Source organism: Arthrobacter sp. E3 (assembly GCF_017353415.1).
Lineage (GTDB): Bacteria > Actinomycetota > Actinomycetes > Actinomycetales > Micrococcaceae > Specibacter.
Map to the genome: position 1 here is coordinate 1 of NZ_JAFMPX010000031.1, position 26,781 is coordinate 26,781.

At 61.1% G+C, this 26,781-nt stretch carries 22 protein-coding genes, 1 pseudogene and 1 riboswitch; of the genes and pseudogenes, 10 read left to right on the top strand and 13 right to left on the bottom strand.

The window, feature by feature from the left end:
* Positions 1 to 119: 119 nt before the first annotated feature.
* Positions 120 to 1,508: pseudogene (locus tag JMA46_RS12775) on the top strand (amino acid transporter); the annotation flags it as partial.
* 135 nt (positions 1,509 to 1,643) lie between these two features.
* Positions 1,644 to 2,741 (top strand): hypothetical protein, encoded by a 1,098-nt coding sequence (locus JMA46_RS12780; RefSeq protein ID WP_207345729.1) that lies wholly within the window; start codon positions 1,644 to 1,646, stop codon positions 2,739 to 2,741.
* Between the two features lie 240 nt (positions 2,742 to 2,981).
* On the opposite strand, the gene JMA46_RS12785 is transcribed toward JMA46_RS12780, so the two are convergent.
* Positions 2,982 to 3,566, bottom strand: coding sequence for a helix-turn-helix domain-containing protein (locus tag JMA46_RS12785; protein ID WP_207345730.1), 585 nt, complete (start codon positions 3,564 to 3,566; stop codon positions 2,982 to 2,984).
* A 199-nt stretch (positions 3,567 to 3,765) separates the two neighbouring features.
* Here JMA46_RS12785 and JMA46_RS12790 point away from each other — a divergent pair, with 199 nt between their 5' ends.
* The gene (locus JMA46_RS12790) at positions 3,766 to 5,247 is read left to right on the top strand and encodes a sodium:solute symporter (RefSeq protein ID WP_207345764.1); all 1,482 of its coding nucleotides are present in this window, start codon (positions 3,766 to 3,768) and stop codon (positions 5,245 to 5,247) included.
* Positions 5,248 to 5,419: 172 nt separating this feature from the next.
* The gene (locus tag JMA46_RS12795) at positions 5,420 to 5,638 is read left to right on the top strand and encodes a hypothetical protein (RefSeq protein WP_207345731.1); all 219 of its coding nucleotides are present in this window, start codon (positions 5,420 to 5,422) and stop codon (positions 5,636 to 5,638) included.
* Between the two features lie 1,313 nt (positions 5,639 to 6,951).
* Here the strand turns inward: JMA46_RS12795 and JMA46_RS12805 are convergent.
* The 5 genes from JMA46_RS12805 to JMA46_RS17650 all read right to left on the bottom strand — a co-directional run bounded on the left by JMA46_RS12805 (position 6,952) and on the right by JMA46_RS17650 (position 12,175).
* Positions 6,952 to 7,368 (bottom strand): hypothetical protein, encoded by a 417-nt coding sequence (locus JMA46_RS12805; RefSeq protein ID WP_207345733.1) that lies wholly within the window; start codon positions 7,366 to 7,368, stop codon positions 6,952 to 6,954.
* 429 nt (positions 7,369 to 7,797) lie between these two features.
* The gene (locus JMA46_RS12810) at positions 7,798 to 8,028 is read right to left on the bottom strand and encodes a lipoyl domain-containing protein (RefSeq protein ID WP_207345734.1); all 231 of its coding nucleotides are present in this window, start codon (positions 8,026 to 8,028) and stop codon (positions 7,798 to 7,800) included.
* Between the two features lie 40 nt (positions 8,029 to 8,068).
* Positions 8,069 to 9,043 carry a histidine phosphatase family protein gene (locus JMA46_RS12815; RefSeq protein WP_207345735.1) on the bottom strand — a complete coding sequence of 325 codons (975 nt, stop codon included), beginning with the start codon at positions 9,041 to 9,043 and terminating at the stop codon, positions 8,069 to 8,071.
* A 61-nt stretch (positions 9,044 to 9,104) separates the two neighbouring features.
* Positions 9,105 to 10,643 (bottom strand): hypothetical protein, encoded by a 1,539-nt coding sequence (locus JMA46_RS12820; protein ID WP_207345736.1) that lies wholly within the window; start codon positions 10,641 to 10,643, stop codon positions 9,105 to 9,107.
* Positions 10,640 to 12,175 (bottom strand): hypothetical protein, encoded by a 1,536-nt coding sequence (locus JMA46_RS17650; RefSeq protein ID WP_207345737.1) that lies wholly within the window; start codon positions 12,173 to 12,175, stop codon positions 10,640 to 10,642. Before JMA46_RS17650 ends, JMA46_RS12820 begins: the two co-directional genes overlap by 4 nt.
* Before the next feature lie 290 nt (positions 12,176 to 12,465).
* On the opposite strand from JMA46_RS17650, the gene JMA46_RS12830 reads away from it, so the two are divergent.
* Positions 12,466 to 13,776, top strand: coding sequence for an MFS transporter (locus JMA46_RS12830; RefSeq protein WP_207345738.1), 1,311 nt, complete (start codon positions 12,466 to 12,468; stop codon positions 13,774 to 13,776).
* A 31-nt stretch (positions 13,777 to 13,807) separates the two neighbouring features.
* On the opposite strand, the gene eno is transcribed toward JMA46_RS12830, so the two are convergent.
* The gene (gene eno / locus JMA46_RS12835; RefSeq protein WP_207345739.1) at positions 13,808 to 15,091 is read right to left on the bottom strand and encodes a phosphopyruvate hydratase; all 1,284 of its coding nucleotides are present in this window, start codon (positions 15,089 to 15,091) and stop codon (positions 13,808 to 13,810) included.
* A 271-nt stretch (positions 15,092 to 15,362) separates the two neighbouring features.
* A riboswitch (SAM riboswitch) is annotated at positions 15,363 to 15,474 on the top strand.
* Positions 15,475 to 15,488: 14 nt separating this feature from the next.
* Here eno and JMA46_RS12840 point away from each other — a divergent pair.
* The 3 genes from JMA46_RS12840 to JMA46_RS12850 all read left to right on the top strand — a co-directional run bounded on the left by JMA46_RS12840 (position 15,489) and on the right by JMA46_RS12850 (position 17,616).
* Positions 15,489 to 15,782: a hypothetical protein gene (locus JMA46_RS12840; protein ID WP_207345740.1), complete on the top strand. Its 294-nt coding sequence runs from the start codon at positions 15,489 to 15,491 to the stop codon at positions 15,780 to 15,782.
* A 91-nt stretch (positions 15,783 to 15,873) separates the two neighbouring features.
* Positions 15,874 to 16,413: an inorganic diphosphatase gene (locus JMA46_RS12845; protein ID WP_207345741.1), complete on the top strand. Its 540-nt coding sequence runs from the start codon at positions 15,874 to 15,876 to the stop codon at positions 16,411 to 16,413.
* 111 nt (positions 16,414 to 16,524) lie between these two features.
* Positions 16,525 to 17,616 (top strand): VIT1/CCC1 transporter family protein, encoded by a 1,092-nt coding sequence (locus tag JMA46_RS12850; protein ID WP_207345742.1) that lies wholly within the window; start codon positions 16,525 to 16,527, stop codon positions 17,614 to 17,616.
* 34 nt (positions 17,617 to 17,650) lie between these two features.
* Here the strand turns inward: JMA46_RS12850 and JMA46_RS12855 are convergent, their stop codons facing one another.
* The 3 genes from JMA46_RS12855 to sucC all read right to left on the bottom strand — a co-directional run bounded on the left by JMA46_RS12855 (position 17,651) and on the right by sucC (position 20,982).
* On the bottom strand, positions 17,651 to 18,778 hold the full coding sequence (locus JMA46_RS12855) for a Rossmann fold nucleotide-binding protein (protein WP_348770162.1): 1,128 nt from the start codon (positions 18,776 to 18,778) through the stop codon (positions 17,651 to 17,653).
* A 119-nt stretch (positions 18,779 to 18,897) separates the two neighbouring features.
* A complete protein-coding gene (gene sucD, locus JMA46_RS12860) occupies positions 18,898 to 19,800 on the bottom strand; it encodes a succinate--CoA ligase subunit alpha (RefSeq protein ID WP_207345743.1) in 903 nt (300 codons plus the stop codon).
* A gap of 12 nt (positions 19,801 to 19,812) precedes the next feature.
* Positions 19,813 to 20,982: an ADP-forming succinate--CoA ligase subunit beta gene (gene sucC / locus JMA46_RS12865; protein ID WP_207345744.1), complete on the bottom strand. Its 1,170-nt coding sequence runs from the start codon at positions 20,980 to 20,982 to the stop codon at positions 19,813 to 19,815.
* A 306-nt stretch (positions 20,983 to 21,288) separates the two neighbouring features.
* On the opposite strand from sucC, the gene JMA46_RS12870 reads away from it, so the two are divergent.
* The gene (locus JMA46_RS12870) at positions 21,289 to 21,912 is read left to right on the top strand and encodes a maleylpyruvate isomerase family mycothiol-dependent enzyme (RefSeq protein ID WP_207345745.1); all 624 of its coding nucleotides are present in this window, start codon (positions 21,289 to 21,291) and stop codon (positions 21,910 to 21,912) included.
* Between the two features lie 42 nt (positions 21,913 to 21,954).
* Here the strand turns inward: JMA46_RS12870 and JMA46_RS12875 are convergent, their stop codons facing one another.
* Positions 21,955 to 22,674, bottom strand: a complete 720-nt coding sequence (locus tag JMA46_RS12875) for a hypothetical protein (RefSeq protein ID WP_207345746.1) — start codon at positions 22,672 to 22,674, stop codon at positions 21,955 to 21,957.
* Positions 22,675 to 22,734: 60 nt separating this feature from the next.
* Positions 22,735 to 23,109: a VOC family protein gene (locus JMA46_RS12880; protein WP_207345747.1), complete on the bottom strand. Its 375-nt coding sequence runs from the start codon at positions 23,107 to 23,109 to the stop codon at positions 22,735 to 22,737.
* Positions 23,110 to 23,208: 99 nt separating this feature from the next.
* Between JMA46_RS12880 and JMA46_RS12885 the strand changes: the two genes are divergently transcribed.
* Entirely contained in the window at positions 23,209 to 23,730 is a 522-nt protein-coding gene (locus JMA46_RS12885; RefSeq protein ID WP_207345748.1) for a hypothetical protein, read from the top strand.
* A 76-nt stretch (positions 23,731 to 23,806) separates the two neighbouring features.
* Here the strand turns inward: JMA46_RS12885 and pcrA are convergent, their stop codons facing one another.
* On the bottom strand, positions 23,807 to 26,377 hold the full coding sequence (gene pcrA, locus JMA46_RS12890) for a DNA helicase PcrA (RefSeq protein ID WP_247647285.1): 2,571 nt from the start codon (positions 26,375 to 26,377) through the stop codon (positions 23,807 to 23,809).
* Between the last annotated feature and the right edge of the window lie 404 nt (positions 26,378 to 26,781).

A 26,781-nucleotide genomic window follows, 5' to 3' on the forward strand; every position in this document is an offset into this window, starting at 1 on the left:
TTGAGCTGGCCTGTAGTCTTGTTCATGTGTCCGGTCCTATTCACTGGATGCCACACCCCGGAGCGTTTGCAGCGCTGCCGGGGTATTTATTTGCCATTTAGTAATAGGAACTATGGTGCATCGTGGTCGTGCTTGTCATCCTGTTCCTCGCTCTGAACCTTGTGGTCATCACCGTGGCACTGGTCAATGTGGCCGGCAGCCCGCTTCTCACGGCCGACTGGTGGGGCGCTCTCACCACCTCGCACGGCAATCCGATCAGGATCGTAGCCATCGCCCTGCTCGTGTTCCCGCGGCTGGCCCTGGGCCTGTCCGGCTTTGAAACAGGCGTTGCCGTCATGCCCCAGATCAAGGGCCGCAACACCGACACCGAGGCGAGCCCGGAAGGCCGTATCAAGGGCGCCCACCGCCTGCTGACCACGGCCGCCGTCATCATGAGCACGTTCTTGATCACGTCCTCGCTGGCCACCACCATTTTGATCCCGGCGGCCGCATTCCAGCCCGGGGGCGCCGCCAACGGCCGGGCACTGGCATACCTGGCGCACAGCCTCCTCGGTGAAGGTTTCGGCACCGTCTACGACATCAGCACCATCGCGATCCTGTGGTTTGCCGGCGCCAGCGCCATGGCCGGTCTGCTCAACCTGGTTCCACGCTACCTGCCGCGCTTTGGCATGGCCCCGGAATGGGCGGCGGCCGTGCGGCCCCTGGTGCTGGTGTTCACCGTTGTTGCCATTTTCATCACCATCATTTTCAAGGCCGACGTCGACGCCCAGGGAGGTGCCTACGCGACAGGGGTGCTGGTACTCATCACGTCCGCGGCCATAGCCGTCACGTTGTCGGCAAGACGCAAGGGAGAACGCTACAAGACCATCGGCTTCGGGGTTGTCTCGGTGGTGTTCGTCTACACGACGGTTGCCAACTCGATCGAACGACCCGACGGGCTCAAAATCGCCGTACTTTTCATTCTCGGAATTGTCCTGGTCAGCTTGCTTTCACGGCTGCGCCGGTCCTTTGAGCTGCGCGCAACGTATGTTCGCCTGGATGAGGACGCCATGAACTTTGTGGCGGCAGTGGATGAAGACACCATCCGGATCATTTCCCATGATCCCAAGACGCGCAGCGCGTCCGCCTACCGCCGCAAACTCAGCCATGCAGCACAGGTCAATGACATTGGAAATCCACGCAATGTGCTCTTCATGGAAGTCATTGTCGATGATTCTTCCGATTTTGAAACAGCGCTTGAAGTCCACGGAATTACCAGGCACGGTTTCAAAATCCTGCAGGTGCATTCCTCCAATGTGCCCAACACCATTGCCGCAGTGCTCCTACATGTCCGCGATGCCACAGGACTGATCCCCCACATCTACTTCCGTTGGACGGAGGGGAATCCCATCAAGAATCTGTTGAAGTACCTACTCATTGGCGAGGGTGAAATTGCCCCGGTGACCCGAGAAGTGCTCCGTGAAGCCGAGCCGGACCTGACCCAGCGACCCTGGGTGCATGTGGGCTGACCGGCGGCCTTGCCAGTGCCGTTCCGGTGCCGTTCCTGCTAAGGACCTTCTCCGCTGGAGGGGCATTGACTTCGTTGATACGATGCAGATGTCTGCCCCCGCCGCCCTCTACATGGACGATCAGAAGGAGAGACCATGCATATCGATATGCCAACACACAGTGACATAGAACGACTCGCATCAGCCCGCGAGTCACTCTGTGTTTCCATTTACCTTCCCACCAGTACGGTTCCAGTTGATTCCGAATCGAATCAGCTCAGAGCACGCACACTGTTCAAAACCGCCATGGGGCGCGTCCGCGAGCGCGCTGACGAGAACACTGCGGCCGCCGTCGAAGAACAACTCAACAGTCTCCTTGAAGACACCAGTTTTTGGTTCGATCTGGGCCGCAGCCTCGCAGTGTTCGTCACCCCGGAGCAGATAGTCGAGTACCGCCTCCCGAACGAACTGGAGGAGCAGGTGGGCGTGAGCGACCGGTTCGCCATCATCCCCATCCTTCGCGCCACCACCTTCCGGCATTCCGCCTTCGTTCTCGCCATCTCGCAGAACGGGCTGCGGCTCGTGGAGGTGTCCGCTGACATGCCTGCCAAGGAGGTGCCGCTCCCTGACGCACCCCACGATGCCGCGAGCGCCGTCGGACTTGGAACCGTTGGGTCACGGTCCTCGCACGAACGGCTGAAGGGCGATGAAAACCGCAAGGTGCGCCTCATGCAGTATTCGCGGGCAGTCGATCACGCGCTGCGCCCCATCCTCAACGGCAAACCGCTGATTCTGGCTGCGGCCGAACCCCTGGCCAGCATCTACCGCAATGTAACGGGCTACGCGCAGGTGGCATCCGAACTCATTCGTGGCAACCCTGACGACTTGACGGAGGCTCAGCTCGCCGATGGCGCTAGGGAGATTCTCGACGGACTCTACGCAGCAGAACTCGCAGATTTGCGTGCCACGTTTGCCGATCGCAGGCAGAGCGGCCGCGCCTCGGCGGATCTCAGCGACCTCGCGCGTGCGGCGGCGTTCGGGGCAATAGGGACGCTCGCGGTGGACATGAATGCGTTGGTTCCGGGGAACGTGGACGACGACGGACACCTCACCTTGGATCCCGGCTCGGACAATGATGCCATCGAGGAGATCGCGCGGCATGCGATCTCTGCCGGCGCACGGGTGCTGGCAGTGCGGCAATCCGATCTGCCGGAGAACGTCCAGGCCGCGGGCATCCTGCGCTACGCCGTCTGAGCACAGCATCAAGCACCCCAGGAGCGTGAGGGTGCCCTCCCACCCCACGCTCCAGCACCTTCCGGCCCCTATCGGGCGTGCCTCCCGCAGGTTCAGGAAACGGCCGGAAGGTTGCGATGGCTCGTTGCCTGCGTTGGGTGCTTCCAATTCAAAAAGCGTCAAGCAAAACACCCCAGAAAGTGCAGGAGGGTCGGTGGCCGACGGCCCGAAAGTGCTGGAGGGTCGGTAGGTGGGGAGGGTTTAGCCGCCGGAGCCTGAAGCTGCCGGGACAAGTATCCACAGTGCCTCAACCGGATGGGCCGTGTGGTTCACCCAGCTGTGCGGCTCACGCCCTGGGAATGAAAGAGTGTCGCCCGTCGTCAGTTCGTAGATGTCCTGGGTCATGCGCAGCGTCAGGTCGCCGCTGATGATGTGCAGCACGTCCACGTCGCAGTCGACTGCATACAGTTCAGACTCCCCCCGCCCATAGGGTTCAATGGTGGCTCCAAGGACTTGCACTCGCCGTTCCGAGCGGGCGGTCAGCAGGCGCTCCACAATTCCTTCACCGCCCAAGTGGATCCGCGGACCCTCGCCTTTTCGGGTCAAATGCGTGTCAGGGGACGCGAACAGGTCGCCGATGGAGATCGACAGGACTTGGCACAGGGTCACCAGTGACGCCACGCTGGGGGACGTCAGATCACGCTCCACCCTGCTGAGAAATCCTTTGGTCAGTCCCGTGGCGTCGGCCACTTGCTCAATGGTCAGGCGCTGGTCTTGGCGGGCAGCACGGATGCGCGATCCGATGGCCACCGGATCGATGCTTGGTTCCAAGGGCAAAGATTTCATGAAGGCTCCTCGCAACACTGCTGCCACTGCGTTTCAAGATGAAACATTGACTGTAACTATGATCACAGTTTAGCCTAATAGACAACAGATGTTGCTTTAGAGGCAATACTTTTCGGTCAATACCCAATACTTACTACCTCGCACACTGGAGTGTCACGTGGACTTGAACATCGCCATAGTTGGCTTATATTTGCTGGCCATGCTGGCCTTTGGTTGGTGGGGCAAATCCCGCACCAAGAATAACAGCGACTTCCTCGTCGCCGGACGCCGTCTGGGCCCCTTCCTCTACACCGGAACCATGGCGGCCGTGGTGCTTGGCGGCGCCTCCACCGTGGGAGGTGTGGGGCTTGGCTATAAGTTCGGCATCTCCGGGATGTGGCTGGTGGTTGCCATCGGCGTGGGCGTGCTGGCGCTGAGCCTGCTGTTTGCCCCGACGCTGCAAAAACTCAAAATCTACACCGTCTCGCAGATGCTCAGCCTGCGCTATGGGCAGGAAACCACCAAGGTCTCCGGCATTGTGATGCTCGCTTACACCATCATGATTGCGGCAACTTCCACCAGCGCCTACGCCACCGTCTTTGTGGTGCTCTTCGGCTGGGACCGTTGGGTTTCCATCGCCGTGGGCGGCGTCATTGTGCTGATCTACTCCTCCATTGGCGGCATGTGGTCCATCACCTTGGCCGACCAGGTGCAGTTCCTGATCCAGACCGTCGGCGTCTTTGTGCTCATGCTCCCCTTCGCTCTGAACGCGGCCGGCGGCTTGTCAGCCATCCAGGGACGAGTCGAGGAAAGCTTCTTCCAGTGGGACGGCATCGGCGTGCAAACCATCATCACGTACTTCGTGGTGTACGGTCTGGGTTTGCTGATCGGTCAGGACATCTGGCAGCGTGTGTTCACCGCGCGCACCCCGCAGGTGGCCCGCTGGGGTGGCACCACGGCCGGCATCTACTGCATCATCTACGGGTTCGCCGGCGCTTTGATTGGTTTGGCCGCCCGGGTGGCCCTTCCTGACATCAACGTCGCCGAGTTGGGTAAGGACATTGTCTACGCCGAGGTTGCCCAATACCTGCTGCCGATCGGCATTGGTGGCTTCGTCTTGGCAGCCGCCGTGGCAGCCATGATGTCCACTGCCTCCGGCGCCCTGATCGCCGCCGCCACGGTGGCCCGCAAGGACGTTGTCCCGTTCGTGGCCAGCTGGTTCGGCAGGAATATCGACTCCTCAGACTCCTCCAACCCTGAGCACGACGTCCGCGCCAACCGCCTCTACGTGGTGGGCCTGGGCATCCTGGTAGTGGTGATTTCCATCATTGTCAGTGACGTGGTGTTCGCCCTGACCATCGCCTACGACATCCTCGTCGGCGGGCTCCTGGTAGCCATCATTGGTGGCCTGGTGTGGAAGCGCGGCACGGGCCTGGGTGCTGCCTGGTCCATCGCCGTGGGCTGCGGACTGACAATACTCATGCTGGTCCTGTACGCCACCGGAGCACTGCCCAGCGCAGACGGGATTTACGCCAACGAGCCCATCTACTATGGCCTGCTGGGCTCCCTGCTGGTCTACGTGGTGGTTTCACTGCTCACCCCGCCCACCCCTGTCCACATTCGCAAGGCGTGGGAGGACCGGCTGGCCGCTGCAGCCACCGATACGAACCCGGACGACGTCCCTGTTCAGCTGAAAAAGTAGAAAGTTCGACGGCGGGAGGCGGGCTTGGGCAACCAAGCCCGCCTCCCGCCGTCGTCATTTAACCCCTCCCCGGCGGAGGCGTCATTTTCTGGCCAACAAATGTCAGGAGCCATGTTCAGTGGCCTGATTTTTCTCCGACGAGCGCGAAGTGGTCAAGGGTAAACTAGGTAACGTGAACAGCAGAGTCGGGCGCATCGCCCTCATTACCATCGGTTTGATCGCTGTAATCATCGGTGGAATATTCGCCGGGCAGGGAGTGAACTTGATCCCGGGAAGTTTCATGACCGGTAACCGAATGTGGCTCTCCATCGGACTGATAGTCGCGGGCGTCGGCATCATCCTTTTGGTGCTCGGCCTACGTCGGCCCAAGACCGGCCGCCCGAGCAAATGAAGCTCTGCTGGTGTGCCCGTCTAGGTTTGTACCGGATCTGATTTCCGGGCAAAAGCAGAAGTCCCGAGGAGAACGGGTCTCATCGGGGTGTTTCAAGAGTGTAGCGCCGACCACCAGCATGATGTTCTGCAACTCGAGACGACGCTCCGCCGGGGAACGGTCTGTGGGACATTTGGGGTCTGCAATATAATCCCGTTTACAGGCATCCCCTTTTTGGACCATAGTCGAGGTATGGAACTAGGTGGAATTCTTCCCGAAGACGCCACCGATTCCGCCATGGAACTGGTCGAAAGCCTGAAACTCATGCCCACTCCGGTGATGGGGCTCATGCCCTAACCAGCGTTGGAGGATTTGGATGCCGTCGGTCTGGGCTGCACCGGGGGTGATGGTGGGTATAGCGAAACGATGGCGAGCATCACCTATAGGCTTTGGAGAAATCCGGATGACCGCGCAGGCTCGGTCAACCTCGCGGACCTGGATGAGACGACACGCAGGTCGATCGAGGAAGTTCCGCCATAGCCGAGGTCTCCCTGGCTGACCATGTCAACTACATTCTCATGAACCAGTACCGGGAGGAGCTCTGGCCGGGCGGCACCCCGTGGGACCAGCACGCACCCGCAGTAATCGGCCGGATGGTCAACGACTAGGCCGAATGTACGCTCGTCACCGTTCAGCTCTCCAGTGAACTACCCACTCAACTCAACGTGAAGTCTCATTGCAGTCCCCCGCTCTCAGCGTTGCGAACCGGATCATCGTTGTCGTCCCACTCAGCAGTGATGGCCACACCGCGTTCGCGCAAGAGCTTGAAAAGTCTTGCCGCGTAGAGTGTGTAGGTCTAGGACTCCAGATTGCTGATAGCGCTCCGCGTGACGCCCGTCCGAGCGGACAGCTCCCTCTGGGACATCCCTGTCGCCAGCCTCGCCTGCTGCAGAGCCATCCTTAGATCAGCCGGCGATGGATCGTCGCAATTTGTTTCGACACGTTGAGCCTCCCCATCGACACGGGCGATGCCGTGCTACGAAGATTCAGATCATAGTCGTTGATATGATTTTTTGCATCAATTCCACTGCCCAAGAACTACAGTTGGCCTCATCATCTCTGCAGTTCAGGATCACGGCTGGTCATATGCGGCCAATGAGTATGCAACGACTCCCGGTTCACACCTTTGCACGGGAAGGCTCAACAGTCTTCCTTCGCTTAAGGGCACGGCTTCTATCGTGCCTCTGACGATTCGAGGCCCCACAGAATGAACAACAAAATATTGGAACTGGTTCCTACGAAGTGGGCTACTCTTTTTGACCATGGCAGCAACCTCAACGGCGTGTAGCAGCGCTGGCGACGTCATCGTCGAGTTCATTTCGGGTCGGAAAGTTGTGGTCGCCGGGCCCATTTGTCCAGAGGTGCAACTTGTCGTTCCGAATGGGGAGGTCGAGTTGCGAACTTCCCCATAGGTGCCACCGCATAGGTGCCACCACTACAACGAGGCGTTTGACAAGGCCGAGAGACTGACCTTGTTTTCCGAGCATTGGTCGCCCAATGTGGTGAAGAGGCTCAACGACTACAAGATCGAGGTCGTCAAGATCGAAGGCGAGTTCGTCTGGCACGCCCATCGGGACAACGGCGAGTTGATGATCCAGTTGCGCGACGGGAAAGTCAGCCTCAATCCAGGGCAGCTCTTTATCGCTCCCAAGGGTGTGGAGCAGTGCCCGATCGCTGAGGGAGAAGTCCACGCGCTGCTCATCGAACCCGCCGATGTCCTCAATGCCGGTGAAGCTGGCGGATCAATGACAGCCGCGTACGAAGACACGCTCACGTCGCCTCCTCCGCAAGGCGTTGGAGTTACGGCTCTCACCGGCCAAGACCCGGAAAGTGAACATGATCGAAGGGCTCGACTTCCTGGGGCTTCACATCCAGCGGCGCAGCAAGCAGGGCACGGGCAAGTGGTACAACAACGCCTTCATCTTCGACCAGCCGATCCGATTGGTGAAACAAAAGGTGCGAGAGTGGGCTCACTGGAGAACGTCGCATGGCACAGATCGATCTGGTGGTGGAAGCACCTGCACCGCTGGAACTGGAAGGACGTCCGCCGTCACCTCGCCGGCCCCATTGGCCATTGGTGCAGCCAACTCCGGAAAAGGCAGGAAGTTGCGGCGGGGCTTTCAGTCCACAGTGGCAATGACTGCGCCTTGGCGAACCTCGTCCCCTGCGGCGACCACCCAGCTCAAGGTACCAGCCACCGGGGTGTTGATCTCGGCGTCGAACTTGTCCACGGTGACCTCGGCAATGACCTGATATGCGGCAACTTGGCTGCCGTGCGGGGCACGCCACTCCAGGAGTACACCCGGCTCGTCGGGGTCCCCGGACATCAGGGGAAAGAGAATCTCCGTCATGGCATGCACCGCTTCCTTCTGGGCACTGATTGTCCCCAGCCTAGCGGCCGTCGTTGAGAACCCGCAGCATGATGTCTTCAGCTTTTTCATACCTCAGCGTCGCCACCCATAAACGGAAGGGCGCTTCGCCGGGCGCTGGCCCGTGGCGATGGGATGCGGCCCGGCGAACCCGCACTGAATGGATGGGCCCTGAATGGACAGGTGAGGCCCATCCTGCGATGTCTTCGGCGCCAAGTGCGGCAAGCGCCGGGGTCACCAAGCGTTCAGGAAGGTCGGCCAAGCACGCCCAGTACAACGCCTGCAGCCCGTTGCCCCGGCCGAACGGCGGCAGCCAGAACGGCAGCCCGAGGTTCATGGACTCCACCGCGGAGATGGGAGTTTCATTGCCCACGGTCATCGCCAGTGCCCCCTCGTCTTCCAGTGCCGCAGCGGCACTCTGACCGATCGAGACCACAGTCCATTCCCCGCCTGAACGGGTCAGCACGCTCAAACAGCCGGTGGGCAGCTCGATTCCGGCCGCGGCGGGGCTCAGCGACACAAGCAGTGCCATGATGACGGCGTCGTGCGTGACAAGGACGACGGGTCCTGCTTCGGCGGCATCGGCGGCGTCCTCCAACGCCGGCATGGCCCGCTGCACAATAGCATCATCCGTTTCAACACCGGGGGCACTAGCGGCCGTACCCCACAACGCGGCAACTTTCGCCTCCAGAAATCCCGTCCACTGCCCAAAGTCCCTGTCGATCAGGCGTTGATCAACGCTCGTGACAAGGTGCGCCGCCTCGGCGACCGCGCCAGCTGTCTGCACAGCCCGCGCCAACGGGCTGGAAGCAATCTTCACCGGCCGCACCCGCGCCAGCACACGGCCCACTTCATGGGCCTGATCCTCGCCGTGGGTATCCAAAGGCGGGTTGGCATGTCCTCGTATGTATCCGGTCCGGTTCAGCCCCGTTTGTCCGTGGCGAACCAGATAGACCGTTCTGGATTCTGATGCGGGTTCTGACTGTTTGATCGTCATGACGACTTCCCACCTTTGATATGTGCAGCGAATCATCGAAAGTAAAGCCGACGTGCTCGGCTCAGCCGCGACGTGCCGTTTTCGCATAGAAGGACGGCGCCAGCTCCGGCTCTGCAAATACCCTGGCATAGAGATCCGGACCATAGCTGGTGCGCTCCGGGGCGCCCTCCTCAACCGTGAATGTCCGCTCCCCCGATGGGGTGCGCCCGGCTTTCAACAGCAAGGCCCCCGACGTGTGCAGTGCATGGACGTCTTCGGTAAGCTCGTAGAAGTGCGTAACAAACACCACCCGCATCCCGCTGTCGACCAAGGCCCGGACGATGTCGCGCGCAATGACTGTTCCTTCTCGTTCGTTGGTTGAGGAGAACGACTCATTGAACAGCACCATGGCATGACCCTTCGCCGTGTCGGCAATGGCGCTCATGCGCTCCAACTCCTCATCCAACTTCCCACTTTTGAGACTGGCATCTTCTTCCCGCTTGTAGTGTGAATAGATGCCCGAGACGATGCTGGAGCTAAAGTATTGAGCACAGACAAAGATGCCGCACTGCATCATCAGTTGTGCCGTTCCCAAGCTGCGCAGGAAGGTGGACTTGCCGCCCTCGTTGGCTCCTGTGACCATGATCAGGGACTTGTTGTCAGCGTTGATGTCGTTGCCAACCACCACACCCTTCCGCGCCACTGTCAGGGAAACATCCCGAAGATCACGGGCAGAGCACACCATCGCCTGGGGCGTCTCCGGTTTGGGAAAGCAGAGTGGGGCATCGGCATCCAGAAAGGCCGCTTCGAGGTTGATGCAACCCACGAAGAAGGCCAATTCCTGCCGCAGCATTTTGATGAAATTCATGATGTGGTCATCCGATTGGGCCAAGACATTGGCCGCCAGATCAATTCCATGGCCTTCCAACTCGCCCAATGCCCGAAACCCTGCCTCGTCACGGTCGTTGATGCGAAAAGTGAAGCTTTCCTGTCGCTTGCCGGCCATCCGCTGCAACCAATTCCTGGGGTCAGGGCTCTGCTTCGAGAGGGTGTAGTCGGTTCCCTTGTTGGCACGCCCCAAGCCAGCAGCTATCAACATTCCGTCCTTGAACCTGAGCTGCCGTAAATGGGCATTAATCTCCGCAAGGTACTTTTCATCGAGTTCCTGCAGAACCATGTCGAAGAACCGGAGAAAACCGGGCGAGCGGAAACCTGCCCTCGAGTCTTGGCACACGGTCCTTAGCTGCTCCAACACGGTTGCCATCATCTCCAGTGACTGGATCGCCTGGCGGAGGATTGCCGACGTGGAGTGGCTGAAGATGCTGCGGTAAATTTTCCGTTCCGCCTCGATGGTTTCCGTCGCCAGGGCATAGAGGCCCCGAACCACCTCCGGATTCTCCAACACGTCCATCAGCACGTGTTGGCGGTATTCGATGTCTTCGACCGTGGTCAGTGGCGCGCGCAGCACCAATTGGGCGACGTCGGCAACATAGTCGTCGTCTGCGGACATGGCGACAATAAGCCGGGCAAGATCCAAGTCCTTGTGCAGCGCGGAATCGTTGTCACTCCAACGGACATTCGGATGAAAATCCCTGTCCTTGTGCAACAGAAAAGTCTTCATGAGTTGATCCGTCCCTTCAGCTCGCCATAATCAAGCCTGTATTTCCGTGCCAGCACCATGGCGTAGGCCAACCCGTCGGCTGGTTGACGGACGATCTTGAATGTCCGCTGCGCAGGATTGTCAGGCTCAACCGTGCTGACCATGCTGACGACTGATGGGCCAAGTCGTGACAGCTCGTCGACGAAGGTGACGCATACACACACAAGGTCCAATTTCTGCATCTTCCCAAGCACCCTGCTGCCAAGATCGATCGCATCGCGCAGGCTCGTGGACGTAAAGATCTCGTTGAGAATGACAAGACTGCGTGGAGTTGCCTGTTCCAGGATGGCGTGGATTCTGACCAAGTCGTCCATCAGTTTGCCACGCAGGTCCTGGGCATTTTCACCCAATTCAAAGTGGGTGAAGATCGCATCGGGAAGGCTCAGCTTCGCAGTTGTCCCCGGCACGGGAAGTCCCAGAGCCGCCAGGTAGTGCAGCTGGCCAACTGTCCTTGCAAACGTTGTCTTGCCGCCTTGATTTGGGCCGGAGACAACGAGAATGCGTTCAGCCCCGCCCAGTTCGATGTCGTTGGTGACCATTGACCGCGCCCGGGCACCGATTTGCACTGCGAGTGCCAGGTCGAACGTTCCGGTGACATGCACTTCCTTGCTCCGACCTACCAAGGGAACGCAAAATGACAGCCCTTCTTCCACCTGCTCGGCTATTACGTCCAGGTAGGCAAGATAAAACTGGATTTCCTTGTCAAAGGCCGCTATCAGATCACTCTGAAATGCAGCATGCTGGGAATTGAAGGCCTGCAGGGCTGAGAATTCGGCTGGAAAAAGTTGCACGACCCCGTCCAAAACCCACTCCTCAACGTGGTCCATGGCCAACACGGTCCGGCCCTGTGTCCGGTAGTCCTTGACCTCCCCTTGGCGGAACCTGGCGAACGTCTCACGCACGTCGGCGGTGTAGTCGGAGTTGTCCTCCTCCCGTGTCACGGTGACACGGCTTCCCTTGACACGCACGCAGTACCGCACATGTCCCAAGGAGTCCTTCACTTGGTCAGCATCGCGGACCACTTCCAGAAACCCGGACGATTTTACATAACCGGCCAGATAATCCTGAAATTCTCGCATACCCTGGGAGGCCGGGCCTGCTGCGGCCAAGTCCCGATTCAGCCCCTCGACGGCAGCACAATACAAGCCAGCGGCTTCAACCACCATGGCTTGGCGTTGGCGCTCGTTCCGAAATCCGGCGGCCAAGGCAAGATCGCGGCGCATTTCGATCATTTCCCGGGCGAAGTCCTCGATTGCGGCCCGCAGCTCTGCGTTACCGAGGTCGTTGAACACTTCATGCCGGTAGTTGATCGCGGCGAGGTCCCCAAGCGGCAAGTAGAAGTATGGCTTGAGCTGATATTGTTCCCGGCCGGCAATGGTGGCTGCAATGATCTGGTTGATCTGCAGATCAACGAGAAACGCCGTTCCGGGGCCTTCAATGAGCCCGGCTGGCACGCCGTCGGGGAAAAGGATGCTTGCAAACTTGCGGCTCACCCGTTCGCTATCCATTTCTGGGCCCGGGGTGGAAGTTCCTGTGTGCGGGGTTCCTGCCGCTGTGAACATGGCCGTGTCTCCGTCCTGCAACTCGAGACAGGATCCATGAGCCAATTGGCAGTTCGAACCAGTTTGTCGGTTCGGGCGGGGTCCATCACCACATACTTCATTATATCCCTGGAACCACCTCATGGGCCGAAAAAATCTTTGATCGGCGTCTTGTCTGCCGGGGCACCGGCGCGGATCATGGCAAGTAGTATTCACGGCGCAGCCGGGAAGGAACACCGACAATGGATAAGGATCAGCGCGGGCAAACCCCACCCGGTGGGCATGGTCACGGGGCAGCCGGCCAAGGTGAGGAACAGACCGAGCCACCGCCCGCCCCACAGAAGTGGCTCAACAAAGGCATCCTTGCGATTGGCGGTACGTCATTTCTCAGCGATTCCGGGCACGAACTTGTAACATCGCTGCTTCCTTCGTTCCTGACGTCCACGCTCCATGCCGGACCGGCCGCCCTGGGCGCCATCGAAGGCGTGTCCGACGCACTGCTTGGTTTGAGCAAGCTGGCCGGCGGGCCTTTGTCCAACGAGCCCTCGCGCCGGGCCAAGGTGGCCTCGGCCGGGTACCTGCTGACAGCCGTGGCCACCGCGGCAATTGGTCTTTGCACGATGGTGTGGCAGGTTGCCGCGCTGCGTGCACTTGCCTGGGCTTCCCGTGGAGTTCGCTCCCCCGCCCGGGACACGCTGCTGGTCTCTTTGGCCCCGCGCACCGCCTATGGCAGAGCAGCCGGCATCGAACGGGCCGGAGACAATGCAGGGGCCATCGCCGGCCCGCTGCTGGCAGGATTGTTGGTTGGTGTGCTCGGCATCCGCCAGGCAATCATGCTCTCCTTCATCCCCGGAGCTCTTGCTGCCGTGGCCATCACCGTAGCGGCTCGCCAAGCTCGAACCGTTCTGGCGGCTCCTGCCAACAGAAGCCGCCTCAGTTTCAACCTCGGGGAGCTGCGCCGCAGCGGTGTTGCACGGGCCTTGGCTCCAGTTGCGTTTTTTGAGCTCGGAAACCTGGCCACAACACTTCTGATTTTGCGGGCCACCGACCTGCTCGCCAGCGGTGGCAGAAGTGCGACGGCGGCTGCCTCGCTGGCCATCTTCTTCTACGCTGCCCACAACGCTGCAGCCTCGCTGACATCGCTTCTGGCCGGCCAGCTGGTGGACAAGGCCGGTGCACGCCCCGTGTTTGCCGCTGGAGGTGCTGTATATGTGGGCGCCTACCTGCTGTTCGGGTTCGGCACGTCCTCATGGGGATTGGTGCTTTTCGGGTTTCTGCTGGCAGGGATTGGCATTGGGTGCGCCGAAACCGCTGAATCGACGGCTGTTGCACTGGCCCTGCCGGACAGGTTGCGTGGCAACGGTTACGGTTTGCTGGGATTGGTGCAGTCTTTCGGTGACCTCGGGGCCACGTTGACGGCCGGCATCCTGTGGGCCGTCTTTTCCCCGGTAGTCGCCTTCACCTATGCAGCAGTGTGGATGGTCGCATCGATCGCCGCTTCCGGACTGCTGCGTCCTGCAGCGGGAGCGGCGGCCGGAACCCCGCTAACCTGACAGCGGCGTGGGCCACTGTCAGGTTCTTCGGTCAGCGGTGCCCGGCCCCGGTAGCGAGGCCAAACGGCAATGACGGGTTTGCATCGGCAATTTCCAGCAATCTGTTGTACTTGGCGAGCCTTTCGCCACGGGCCGGAGCCCCGGCCTTGAGTTGGCCGCATCCGGAGCCCACCGTCAGGTCGGCAACGAAACTGTCAAGGGTTTCCCCTGAGCGGTGCGAGACCATGGCGGTGAATCCGCCCGCTGCTGCAACGGCCATCGTCTCGAGGGTTTCGGTGACCGTGCCCACCTGGTTCGGCTTGATCAGCACCGCAGTCGCCGACCCGTCCGCAATGCCCGAGCGAACGCGGGCAGCTTGTGTGACGAAGAGGTCGTCACCGACAATCTGCGCCCGCCCGCCAAGTCTGCTGACAAGTCCGGGCCAGGACTGCGCATCGTCTTCAGCCAACGGATCCTCCAAACTGCGGATCGGATAGTCGTCTAGGAGAGTCCCGTAGTAGGTGGTCATTTGTTCCGGCGTCAGAACACGCTCGTTGAAACGGTAGGCGCCGTCAGCAAAGAAAGAGTTGGCTGCCGGGTCCAGTGCGATCATGATGCCCGCTTCCCCTGGTACATGGCCGGAAGCATCGATGGCGGCAAGGATCAGGTCCAGCGCTTCCTCCGGACTGGAGATCTCCGGCGCATACCCACCTTCGTCGCCAAGGCCGGTGGCCAGCCCCCGGCCCCGCAACACGCCAGCCAATGCATGGTAGACATCTGCACCCCATTCCAGTGCCTCCGGATAGGATCCGGCTCCGATCGGGGCGATCATGAATTCCTGAAAGGCGAGTTCGTTGGCAGCGTGCGCTCCACCGTTGAGCACGTTGAAGTGCGGCACGGGCAGCCTCTGCTCAGTGCCGGCCAAATCGGCGAGCCAGGCGTGCAAGGGCTTTCCGGAACTGGCGGCAAAGGCCCGGGCCGCAGCCATTGATACGGCAACGATCGAGTTCGCTCCCAACCTGGATTTGTTCTCCGTTCCATCCAGCTCGCACAGAGCCGCGTCCAGCTCCGCCAAGGACGCCCAAGGGCGCGAAAGCAGCAATGCTGACATCTCCCCCTTCACAGCCGAGATCGCCTGCCCAGCCCCGCGACCGAACCATGCTGCGCCGCCGTCGCGCAGTTCTACAGCCTCGTGAGCTCCTGTGGACGCCCCGGCCGGGGCTGAGGCTTCAAAAACACTGCCTGCCTCATCCTCAAGCTGCACCTGCAACGTCGGAAATCCTCTTGAGTCAAGAATTTGCAGGGCTCGTACGGCCCTGATCTGCAGTTCACCCATCACGGGCTCCTTTTCCACAGTGCTGCTCTTTGCCGGGCCATATGTGAGGTGGCCCCGGCCTTTACGAGGGACAAGGCCTGGACGCTGAACAATACCTAGAGAATTCTTCGCCACGTCTTCAACCCACGCAATTTTGAGGCTACCCCGCTTAGCTGTCGCCACGCTAGATCCCGACGCATTCCGTCGCCACACAAAACTCCTTGAATCCAGGCTCCGTCATTTATGACGTAGCCCGCCCCAGCGGCACCGCATCCCGGTAGTCTGGAGGCAGCTTCAAGAGATGCGATGTCAAGCTCCGACTGGTCGCACGCCAACCCCATGTTCACAGGGTGGCTCGGATGACGAAGCGGCCCACTGCCAACCGGCGCGGGCAAGAGCACTCCCCAAAGGTATGGTCATGGCACTTCTTTCAGCTAGCCCTTCCCATCACGTCCGGCCCACCACCAGGCCACGCCCAGCCGGCATCCCCGTGCTGCCCGCTGTGGACGTCAACCTGGGTACGGTCACGTTCGCAAGCCCTTTCGGGCACCAGCAGTCCTGGTCCGGGGAGCCCGCCGAGCTGGTAGCGGCGCTGTCGCAGGCCGTTCGCCCAGCCCAGTGGATCCGCGAAATCAATACGCTCGTAGTGACCGTGGCACAAACAGGCGAGCGGTCCGGACGCCGACTCGGTTTCCGGCTGGCTTCGCACTGACCAGACTGGACGGTAAACCACAGCCTTGTCAGGGTGCGGCTCCTGTGGTTAGCTGCAGAAGAGGGGCCCATTCACGGATCGGAGACATTCCATGCCTGAATACAACAGACTTCTAACCTGTGGCGATTTCCGCAAAGGGCTTGTCACCGGGGTGATCGATATCCCCCAGGGTTCCAGCCACAAGATTGAATGGGACCGCACCACCGGCCTGTTCCATCTGGACCGGGTGGATCCAGGGATCTTCGCCAAGCCTGTCAACTACGGTTTCATCCCGCAGACGCTGGATGAAGACGGCGATGAACTCGACATCCTGTGCATCACCCGGGCGCCTCTGCCCACGGGTTTAGTGGTGCACACCCGCATCCTCGGAATACTGAACTTCCGCGACGGTGAGGACATGGACTACAAAATCGTCACTGTACCGGCCGACGACCGCGACACAGGAAACAACATCAGCTCGTTGGAGGACGTCGGCAACCGGTTGCGGCAGCAGATCGAGCACCATTTCAACCACTACAAGGACTTCCAAACCGATACGCAAACCAAAGTCCTGGGGTGGGGCGGTGTTGAAGAGGCCATTGCCATTGTGGCAGCGTGCAGCGACCGCTGGGCTGCAACACAACCTGGCTGAGAAGGCCTTGGCCGGGTTTGCGGCTTCCCGAAAATTCCGTACAAGGTTTCCCGGCCGAAAGTCACGGCCAGAAAGCGCTACAGTGATGGCTGACTTGAGGAGTTTGTCGTCATGACTGAAAGCACGCCCACGCCCGGGCAGATCAAGCGCTGGCGCCAATATTTAGCCGATGAGCGCGCTGAGGCTTCTGTCTACCGCGATTTGGCGAAACGCCGCGACGGTGAGGAACACGCCATCCTGATGGCTTTGGCCGCGGCCGAAGGACGCCATGAACAGCACTGGTTGGCGCTGTTGGGGCCGCATGCCACGCCCCCCGTGCGCCCTTCCATGCGCAACCAGGTTTTGGGTTTGCTGGCCCGCCGCTTTGGCTCCGTATTTGTACTTGCCCTGGCCCAGCGCTCGGAGTCCCGGTCGCCCTACGCAACTGATGCTGATGCCACTCTCGCCATGGCCGCCGATGAATCAATTCACGAGGAAGTCATTCGAGGCCTCTCCGCCAGAGGGCGCAACAGGCTTTCCGGATCTTTCCGTGCTGCGGTATTTGGGGCCAATGATGGCCTTGTCAGCAACCTTTCGCTCGTCATGGGCATGGCCGCCACCGGTGTGGGGAGCACCGTGGTGCTCTTTGCCGGCATTGCCGGACTGCTCGCAGGCGCACTCTCCATGGGGGCCGGAGAATTTGTTTCCGTCCGCTCGCAACGTGAACTGCTTGACGCCTCGCAGCCAACCCAGGTGACGTTGTCCGCGGCTCCCTCGCTTGACCTTGAAAACAATGAGCTCGTGTTGGTGTACTTGGCGCGCGGCATGACCCGCGAAGTGGCAGAGCACCGTGCTGCCGAGCGATTGGGCAAGTTCAGCTGCGACTGCGACCCGAGCTTGTCAGTACCCCCTGAAGAATCCCAGCCCGTCGACGACCATGAAACCCTGGGCACCGCATGGGGCGCGGCATTGTCCAGCTTTTGCTTCTTTTCCTCGGGCGCCATTATCCCGATCCTGCCGTTCCTTTTCGGCATGACGGGTGTAGGTGCGCTGGTCCTGGCCTGTGTCCTAGTCGGGTTGGCACTGCTAGGCACCGGTGGCGTGGTGGGCCTGCTCTCCGGCGCCTCACCGTTCTGGCGAGGAGTGCGGCAATTGGGCATCGGCATGGGTGCGGCCGCTGCAACGTACTTGCTTGGCCTGCTGTTCGGTACCGTCGTCGGATAAAAATGGTTGGATAACCGTGGTTGGGTAACTGCGCTCAGCTGTGGCCGCGGGCCAGTATCTGGCAGGCCTCATCCACCGAATCCACTACATGGACAAAATCGGCCATGGGTCGCCCCTGAGCCAGTGTTGTCAGCAGTGGCAGCACTGGCACTTCAACTTCCCAGTAATGGCGCCCCACCAGCACCATCGGAGCAAGAGCTCCCTCGGCTGCATAATAGTTCTCGCAGGCGTCCTGAAAGATCTCCTGCACAGTTCCTGCGGCCCCGGCTAGAAAAACAGTCCCGCCACGTGAGCGGTCCAGCAGAATCGCCTCCCGCAAGGCGTTGGTAAAGAACTTGGCAATTTTCGTGGCAAAGATATTCGGCGGCTCATGCCCGTAGAACCAGGTGGGAATGCCCAAGGTGTCTGCCCCATCGGGATACGCTCGCGCCACTGTGAAGGCTGCCCTGGCCCACTCGGTGACCGAGGGGCGGAAGCCGGGGACGGCAGCCAAGGTGCCCAACGCACTTTCCAGGGCTCCGGCGTCGTACGTGGACAGGTAGGCACCGAGGTTGGCAGCCTCCATGGCGCCCGGACCGCCACCGGTCGCCACCATGAATCCGGCACGGCTCAGGGCACGGCCCAACTCGGCGGCCTGAGTGTACTGTGCAGTCCCCCGCTGTGCTGCGTGGCCACCCATGACTCCGACAACCGGTGTGGACAGCTGGGAGAGGAAGTCATCGAGGGCGTCGGAAATGGCGTGGTCGTGCATGGCGATGGCCAAAGTGGAGTGGAGTGCCGGATTGTGCCCGGCCTGCATGCTCCACTGGTAGATGCAGGCATCCGGCACGTGTTCGTATTCGCTGTCATCGATGCCGGCAAATAGCTCAGCTCCGCTATAGAGGTCCCCCCGATACGCGTTGAAGGGGATGTGCGGCAGTGCCGGGAAGATGAGGGCGCCGCGGCCCCGCAGCAAAGCTTCAACGCCCGGATCGAAGGTGCAACCCATGAAGATGGCACCTGCGACGTGCAGCTGCACCAACTCGGCTGACCGCCCGCGCAGGTCCACGGATTGGAAATGCCAGTGATGCATGGAGGTGGCGCCGCCGGCCACCAGCGCATCAAAATGTGGCAGGTGCTCGATTTCGATGTCCCGGGCGTGGGGTGCAAGCGGTGTGTTCACTCCCACAGCCTAGCGGCCCACCCGACGCGCGCCGCCTCGTGCACGCCGTATGAAACGCAAAAAGCGCGGCCGCCCCACCTTTTCAGGGGAGCAGCCGCGCCTTTTGCGGTGCAGAAGAATTACAGTGCGGCGTAAACTTCGCGCAGCAGCGTTGCGGTCTCGGAAGGCGTCTTGCCAACCTTGACACCGGCAGCCTCGAGGGCTTCCTTCTTGGCCTGGGCCGTGCCCGCGGAGCCTGAGACGATGGCGCCTGCGTGGCCCATGGTCTTGCCCTCGGGAGCGGTGAAGCCGGCAACGTAGCCAACAACGGGCTTCGTGACGTGGGCCTTGATGTACTCGGCTGCGCGCTCTTCAGCGTCGCCCCCAATTTCACCGATCATGACGATGGCCTTGGTCTCCGGGTCAGCTTCGAACGCAGCCAGGGCGTCGATGTGCGTGGTGCCGATGACGGGGTCGCCACCGATGCCGATTGCCGAGGAGAAGCCCAGGTCGCGCAGTTCGTACATCATCTGGTAGGTCAGGGTGCCTGACTTGGAGACGAGGCCGATGGGACCCTTCTGGGTGATGTTGTTCGGCGTGATGCCAACCAGTGCTTCGCCGGGGGTGATGATGCCGGGGCAGTTCGGCCCGATGATGCGGGTGACCTGCTTGCCGTCGGCGTCGACCTTGGACTGTGCCAGTGCCCAGAACTCAGCGGAGTCCTGAACCGGCACGCCTTCGGTGATGACAACAACCAGCGGAACGCCAGCTTCAATGGCCTCAACCACGGCATCTTTGGTGAATGCCGGGGGGACGAACACGATGGAGACGTCTGCGCCGGTCTCGGCAACAGCTTCCTTGACCGTGCCGAAAACGGGGAGGACAACGTCACCGTGGGTGACCTTGGTGCCGGCCTTGCGTGCGTTCACGCCGCCAACAACCTGGGTGCCGGCCTTGAGCATCAGGGCGGTGTGCTTGGTGCCTTCGCCGCCGGTGATGCCCTGGACAATGACCTTTGAATCTTTGTTCAAGAAGATAGACATAGTTTTGAACCTCTACTTCGAAGCGTGGGCGAGCTCGGCAGCCTTGTCGGCGCCCTCGTCCATCGTGGCGGCCAGGGTAACCAACGGGTGGTTGGCGGCGTTGAGGATGCGACGGCCTTCTTCAACGTTGTTGCCGTCCAGGCGCACAACCAGCGGCTTGTTGGCAGCTGAGCCGAGCTCGTCCAGTGCGCCGACAATGCCCTTGGCAACGGCGTCACAGGCGGTGATGCCGCCGAAGACGTTCACGAATACGCTCTTGACCTGGGGGTCGTTGAGGATGACGTCAAGGCCTGCGGCCATGACCTCTGCCGATGCTCCACCACCAATATCCAGGAAGTTGGCGGGCTTGACGCCGCCGTGCTTTTCACCGGCGTAGGCAACAACGTCCAGTGTTGACATAACAAGGCCTGCACCGTTGCCGATGACTCCCACTTCGCCGTCGAGCTTGACGTAGTTCAGGTCTGCAGCCTTGGCCTTGGCCTCCAGCGGATCAGCTGAAGCTGCGTCCTCGAGCTCGGCGTGGTGGGGGTTCCGGAATTCGGCGTTCTCATCAATGGAGACCTTGCCGTCCAGGGCAACAATGTCGCCGGCGCCGGTGCGAACCAGCGGGTTCACCTCAACGAGGGTGGCATCTTCCTTCTTGAAGACGTCCCACAGTTTGAGAATGGCAGCTGCCACCTTCGGGGCCAGCTCGGCGTTGAAGCCTGCTGCCGCGACGATCTCATCAGCCTTGGCCTGATCGATGCCTACGCCGGGATCAACGGCAACGCGTGCCAGCGCCTCGGGGCGTTCAACGGCCAGGACTTCGATCTCCACGCCGCCTTCCACCGAGCACATGGCCAGGTAGTTGCGGTTTGCGCGGTCCAGCAGCACGGAGAAGTAGAACTCCTCGGCAATGTCTGCACCCTGGGCGATCATAACCGTGTTAACGGTGTGGCCCTTGATGTCCATGCCGAGAATGGCGGAAGCGTGCTCAAACGCTTCATCGGCGGTTTTTGCCACCTTTACGCCGCCGGCCTTGCCGCGGCCACCGACCTTTACCTGTGCCTTGACGACGGTTACGCCGCCAATCTTCTCGGCTGCTGCCTTTGCTTCTTCAGGGGTGTGCGCCACGATGCCAGCCAACACGGGAACGCCGTGAGCCTCAAACATGTCGCGCGCCTGGTATTCAAACAGGTCCACGGGTTTGTGTCCTTCTACGTCGAAGTAGTGATGTGAAGGGGTCTTGACCCCTTCAACACATTACCTGCTCAGCGCTAAAGCACATATTTGCCCAATGCACCACAGTATTTTCGGGTTATTCGTCGCAGAATGTCCCACTTTGGGCGCACGACGGCGGAGCCTCCTTGCGCGGGGAGGCCACCTGGGGCGTGGGCCATGATGGCAGGCGAATGCCTGCGGGTGCGCATAGTGCCCGATGTCGATAAAATATTGACCACGTGGCGCCAACCCGCCCGGCAGAAGCCAACGAGGGATACTGGAGCTGTCATGACTGAAGACTTTGCTGTTCTCTATGAACAGGAACGCGATATTTTCGTGCAGGACGTGTCCCAACTGAGCGAACTCCAGTGGGCTCAGCCCAGCCTGCGCCCCGGGTGGGCTGTGCGTGATGTTGTGGCCCACCTGCTGATGCCTTTCGAACTCGGGGTCGCAGCGTTGCTGGGCCGCATGGTTGCCGCCCGATTCAATTTTGATCGGCTTGCGCTCCAGTGGGCGGTGAACGATGGCCGGACACCGAACGAACTGCTGCACGTATTGGCTGCCACGAAAGCTAAAGCATTCAATGTTCCCGGCGCAGGCCCCCTCGCTCCGCTGAGTCACTTGACCATCCATGCACTGGACATTCGCGGCCCGCTTGGCATCGACACTCCGATCAGCCCCGCGGCAGCACGGCCGGTACTCGATGACATCACTGGAGGTAGGCATGCCGTATCCGCAGCACTTCTTGCTGAACTTCGTTTGGAAGCCACTGATGCAGAATGGGGCTTCGGTCACGGCAGGAGTGTCAAAGGGCCCGCTGGTGCTTTGATGAGCGCGATGAGCGGACGCGCAGCAGCCGTGGACCAGCTTGTCGGCAACGGCACCTCTCTGCTTCGCAGCCGCCTGGGATGAGATCGCCGGAATGCCGGCAGTGCCCTCGTAAGGTTCGCAGCCTTACTTTTGAGGCTGGACCGACTTGTCCGCGCCAAGAATTTTGTACGTTTCTGCGGCGATGAAGAAGCCGGTGCCGCTGGCCAGGTTGGCGCAGGCAACGCCGTCGTCCATTGGTGCGCAGCGGTAGCCGTGAGCCTCCATGGCCTGCCCTGGAGCGAGGACGGGAATACTGGCCATCACCTGGTTGACGTTTCCGCCGGTCCCAAAGGCCGCCTCTACGGCAGTGACTCCAGCGCGGCATCCGCCATACGAGGCCTTGTCGGGGAAGAGCGTGGCCACCCCTCCCAAATAACCCACGTTGGTCCCGGAGCAGTTATCGCCTTGATCTGCGTCCAACGGCTGCGGGTAGCTCACCATTTGGCAGTTCACCACAGGGATGCTGGGCGCGGCGGCATTGGCACCGTCGGCAAAGTTGTTCGGTTCCCACGGCTGGTTGAGGTTCCCTGCCCGGGAGGACGTGAAAACGCAGGCAATGTTGCGTGAATCGGTGACGAACTGCGGCAGTTCCTGGACGCCGGCGTCTTCGGTTGGCTGCACAACACTGGTGGCCTTGAGCCGGTCCACATAGCTCAGCGGAGCGGTGGCTCCCTGTGTGGCGGTGGGCTGTGCCGGGCCGGTGGGCACCGTGATGCAGCCGGAGAGTGCTACGCCAGCTGCTGCCGCCATTATGATTCCTGCCGCCGCACGCTTGGCCGAGGCAGGATGAAGGGGAAAGACCATGGAACAAGCTTGCCGTATCAGGCTCCAACGGCCCAACGAGCGTAGCCATTGTTGCGGTTTTTAGCCTGCGACTTCTTGCACCGGCCGGGACAGCAGGCAGAACTCGTTGCCTTCGGGATCCGCGAGGACAACCCAGCTCACATCGGGAGTCTGACCGACGTCTACACGTTGTGCGCCCAGAGCCATCACCCTGTCCAGTTCCTCGGCAGTGGTGCAACCATCTGCACGCAAGTCGATATGGAGCCGGTTCTTCACTGTTTTTGGCTCGGGAACCGCAATGAGATCAATGGTCAGACCCGAACCATCCGGCGATCCGATGGAGAAGTCCGTTTCGTCGCTGTCGATGACGACCCAGCCGAGCACTTCACACCAGAAGTTACTCAGGAGCCCCGGGTTTGCACAGTCGATGGCCAGAGCCGCGAATTGACTAGTCATGCTGACTATTCTGATCGTGGACTTGGTCGCTGACAAGGTCACAGGCCAAGAGCTTAGGGCCGATCAGCCTCATGGCCATCTCCTCGTAGGGCCGCCGGCATGCGCCGTTGGCTATGGCTTGCGCAGTCCGCTCCTGTCGCTACACAGGCATCCGCGCCGGATGTTGCGGCCGCAACAGGGAAATCGGTCAAGGGCAGCGGCTACACTTTCATTGCACCCACCGGATGGGCTGAGCCCAAGGACGCCGAGGCCCAGCAGGGTATCGACACCTTCGTGGCCGATATGACCGACACCGATGGGTTCGCTGACAACGTCAACGTTTTGCTGTCACCAGCGGGGGAGGTCACCCCGGAGCGCGTGGAGACGCAAGGAGTCAAAGAGCTCCGGGACGCCGGAACCACCGACGTAACGACCCGTGATCGGACGACGATTGCTGGATCGGAGTCTGCCCACCTTTCAGCAATTTTTCCGCATGACACCGGTCAATATCAGGTCGACCAGTTCTATGTCACCCATGACAAACAGACGTACATCATGACGTTCTCGTTCAGTACGACGGTCTCAGAAGCCGACCGCGACGCCCTATGCTCTTCCGTGCTGCAAACATGGGCCTGGGCGTGAGCACTCGACGTCCTGTGAACACCGCCCGGTGAACATCAACCCGGGGTAGCGACGTCCACAACTCTCGTGGACGCCGCTACTCTTCCTTCGTCAATGGCGCGTACCTCAGGAGCAGGCGCTTTTCACCAATTTCGAAGCGCACCTTGGCCACGGTTTTGTCGCCAACGCCTTGGATTTCCAGCACGGTGCCGTTGCCAAACGCCGTGTGGTTGACCTTGTCCCCCACACTGACTGACACCACTTCCTTTTGCGGCTGCACGCGGCCGGCGGCTGTCCGGGCCGAAATGCTGGGCGGCAGCACACCGGAATCGCGTCCACCCACGGAGGTGCCGGCGCCCCACGAGGATCCGGAATAACGGCTGGATCCGAAGTTTCCGGCCACCGGAGCCGTCCGCGCGGTGCCTTCACGCTTCCACTCAATAAGCTCCGCCGGCACCTCCTCAATGAACTGGCTGGCCGGGTTGTATTGGCTCTGGCCCCACAGGCTGCGCACTTCCGAACGTGTCAGGTACAGCCGCTGCCGGGCACGGGTCAGCCCCACGTACGCCAGACGTCGCTCCTCCGCCAACTCCTTCGGGTCCGTGGCCGAGCGCGAATGCGGGAACAATCCGTGTTCCATGCCGGTAAGGAACACGACGGGAAATTCCAGACCCTTGGCCGTGTGCAGCGTCATCAACGTCACCACGCCCAGCCGCTTGGCCTCGGCCACGGCGGCGGCAGCCTCCGCTTCGGATCCGCCCGGGGCGTCGGGGATCTGGTCCGCGTCCGCCACCAACGAGACCTGCTCGAGGAACTCCCCCAGCGTCCCTTCCGGATTTTCCTGCCCAAATTCACGCACGACGGCGAGAAGTTCAGCAAGGTTTTCCACGCGCGACTCATCCTGCGGATCGGTACTGTTGCGCAAAGCGGCAAGGTAGCCGGTCTGCTCCAGCACGGCTTCCAACGCCGTTGCGGGGCTGGCAGTTGCTGCCACCTCGCCCAAGTCCGCCATCATTTTCGCGAACGTGTTCACGGCGTTCAGGGATCGGGAGGCAATGCCGGGAGCTTCTTCAGCACGGGCCAATGCTGCGGAGAAGGAAATACGTTCCCGCTCAGCCAACGCCGCTACAGCCCCCTCGGCGCGGTCGCCAATCCCGCGCTTAGGTTCATTGAGGATCCTGCGGAGGTTGACGTCGTCGTCCGGGTTGACCAGCGCACGCAGGTAGGCGAGTGCATCCTTGATTTCCTTGCGCTCGTAGAAACGGGTGCCGCCCACCACGCGGTAGGGCAGACCCACGCGGACCAGGATGTCTTCTATGGCGCGGGATTGGGCGTTGGTACGGTAGAAAATGGCCACATCTCCCGGCCGGACGTCCGTCTCGTCCTGAAGCCGGTCGATTTCCTTGGCAATGAATCTGGCCTCGTCGTGCTCCGACTCGGCCACGTAGCCAATGATCTTTTCGCCGTCACCTTCGGCTGTCCATAGCCGCTTTTCCCGGCGGTTGGGGTTGCGGGAGATCACGGCGTTGGCGGCGCTGAGGATGTTTTGCGTGGAGCGGTAGTTCTGCTCCAGCTTGATCGTGTCAGCGTTGGGATAGTCCTGCTCAAATTCGACAATGTTGCGGATGTCAGCGCCGCGGAATGCGTAGATGGACTGGTCGGAGTCGCCCACCACCGTCAGCTCCGCAGGAACCCCCATCCCGCCGTCGTCTGTCCCGACAATTTCCTTCACCAGCGCGTATTGGGCGTGGTTGGTGTCCTGGTACTCGTCCACCAACACGTGGCGGAAGCGGCGCCGGTAGTAGTCGGCAACGCCCGGGAACGCCCGGAACATGTACACGGTTTGGGCGATGAGGTCATCAAAGTCCATGGCGTTGGCCTGGCGCAGGCGCTGCGTGTAACCCTTGTATACCTCGGCCACGGCAGCGGCGAAGGGTTCGTTGAAGTTCGTGTTCATGGAGTTCTCATCTTCATCGATGAGCTCATTCTTCAACGCCGAGATCTTGTGCATGATCGCCTTGGGCGCGAACTTCTTAGGATCCAAGTCCAGGCCCTTGGACACCAGCGTGATGAGCCGCAGCGAGTCGGCCGAATCGTAGATGGAGAAATTCGAGTTCAGCCCGATGGTCTTTGCCTCGCGGCGCAGAATCCGCACGCATGAGGAGTGGAAGGTGGAAATCCACATGCTTTTGGCTGCGTCGCCAATCAAGGCCTCGATGCGTTCGCGCATTTCAGCGGCGGCCTTGTTCGTGAACGTGATGGCCAGAATTTGGCCGGGGTGGGCCTGCCCGGTGGCCAGCAGGTAGGCGATCCGGTGGCTCAGCACCCGGGTCTTGCCCGAGCCGGCACCTGCCACAATCAGCAGCGGCCCGCCGGAGTGAACCACGGCGGCTTCCTGCTGCGGGTTCATGCCTTCAAGCAACTCGGCAGGATCTGGCCAACGCCTTGCGGAGGCGATCGATGCGGTACCACCGAAGGAGCCTGATCCGCCCGCAAAGTCCGGGACGCCGTCGTGCCCCGGATGGCCAGGGCTGGACGCACCTGCACCAAATTCGGGCGCATCTGCTCCCGGATCCTCGGCGTCGAAGGGCTGCCACTGCGGCAATCCGGCGCCGGGGCTGTGCGTGGTTTTGGGCTTCTGGGGGTAAGGGTCAAACAACATATCCATGGTGGCATCCAGTGTAGTTCGCCCCGCTGACAATGACCTCCAGCCCCGCCACCACCACCGAGATGTGCGACAAAGCCGCCTCGAACTGGAATTGCAGTCATCATCACTTGGCGTCGTTCTGCAATCTCGTGGTGCCGATTACCCGGCCTTTGAACTGTCTTGCAAGGCATGGGTGGCGAGGCCGCACTTAGGTTATGAGACAGCCCAAGACCATTTTTGCTCCATCCGAGCGGCAACTGGCTAAGGGGCGAGGCTTTGCTGTTCAAATCCGCAGGACAGACTCACAGCGTCCTGATTCATCGGCGATAGGTGCCCGTAAGCGGAACCCCGACGAGGACCTGGAGACCTAAATGAGGCAACGTTGTCCTGAGCATATCCCCGCCCGCAAGCGGAACCCTCCACTG

Excerpts from the sequence above, each read along its gene's own strand:
- JMA46_RS12780 (WP_207345729.1), top strand. The coding sequence starts at position 1,644 with ATGCATATCGATATGCCAACACACAGTGACATAGAACGACTCGCATCA.
- JMA46_RS12785 (WP_207345730.1), bottom strand. The coding sequence starts at position 3,566 with ATGAAATCTTTGCCCTTGGAACCAAGCATCGATCCGGTGGCCATCGGA.
- JMA46_RS12790 (WP_207345764.1), top strand. The coding sequence starts at position 3,766 with ATGCTGGCCTTTGGTTGGTGGGGCAAATCCCGCACCAAGAATAACAGC.
- JMA46_RS12810 (WP_207345734.1), bottom strand. The coding sequence starts at position 8,028 with ATGACGGAGATTCTCTTTCCCCTGATGTCCGGGGACCCCGACGAGCCG.
- JMA46_RS12815 (WP_207345735.1), bottom strand. The coding sequence starts at position 9,043 with ATGACGATCAAACAGTCAGAACCCGCATCAGAATCCAGAACGGTCTAT.
- JMA46_RS12820 (WP_207345736.1), bottom strand. The coding sequence starts at position 10,643 with ATGAAGACTTTTCTGTTGCACAAGGACAGGGATTTTCATCCGAATGTC.
- JMA46_RS12830 (WP_207345738.1), top strand. The coding sequence starts at position 12,466 with ATGGATAAGGATCAGCGCGGGCAAACCCCACCCGGTGGGCATGGTCAC.
- eno (WP_207345739.1), bottom strand. The coding sequence starts at position 15,091 with ATGGGTGAACTGCAGATCAGGGCCGTACGAGCCCTGCAAATTCTTGAC.
- JMA46_RS12840 (WP_207345740.1), top strand. The coding sequence starts at position 15,489 with ATGGCACTTCTTTCAGCTAGCCCTTCCCATCACGTCCGGCCCACCACC.
- JMA46_RS12845 (WP_207345741.1), top strand. The coding sequence starts at position 15,874 with ATGCCTGAATACAACAGACTTCTAACCTGTGGCGATTTCCGCAAAGGG.
- JMA46_RS12850 (WP_207345742.1), top strand. The coding sequence starts at position 16,525 with ATGACTGAAAGCACGCCCACGCCCGGGCAGATCAAGCGCTGGCGCCAA.
- sucD (WP_207345743.1), bottom strand. The coding sequence starts at position 19,800 with ATGTCTATCTTCTTGAACAAAGATTCAAAGGTCATTGTCCAGGGCATC.
- JMA46_RS12870 (WP_207345745.1), top strand. The coding sequence starts at position 21,289 with ATGACTGAAGACTTTGCTGTTCTCTATGAACAGGAACGCGATATTTTC.
- JMA46_RS12875 (WP_207345746.1), bottom strand. The coding sequence starts at position 22,674 with ATGGTCTTTCCCCTTCATCCTGCCTCGGCCAAGCGTGCGGCGGCAGGA.
- JMA46_RS12880 (WP_207345747.1), bottom strand. The coding sequence starts at position 23,109 with ATGACTAGTCAATTCGCGGCTCTGGCCATCGACTGTGCAAACCCGGGG.
- JMA46_RS12885 (WP_207345748.1), top strand. The coding sequence starts at position 23,209 with ATGCGCCGTTGGCTATGGCTTGCGCAGTCCGCTCCTGTCGCTACACAG.
- pcrA (WP_247647285.1), bottom strand. The coding sequence starts at position 26,377 with ATGGATATGTTGTTTGACCCTTACCCCCAGAAGCCCAAAACCACGCAC.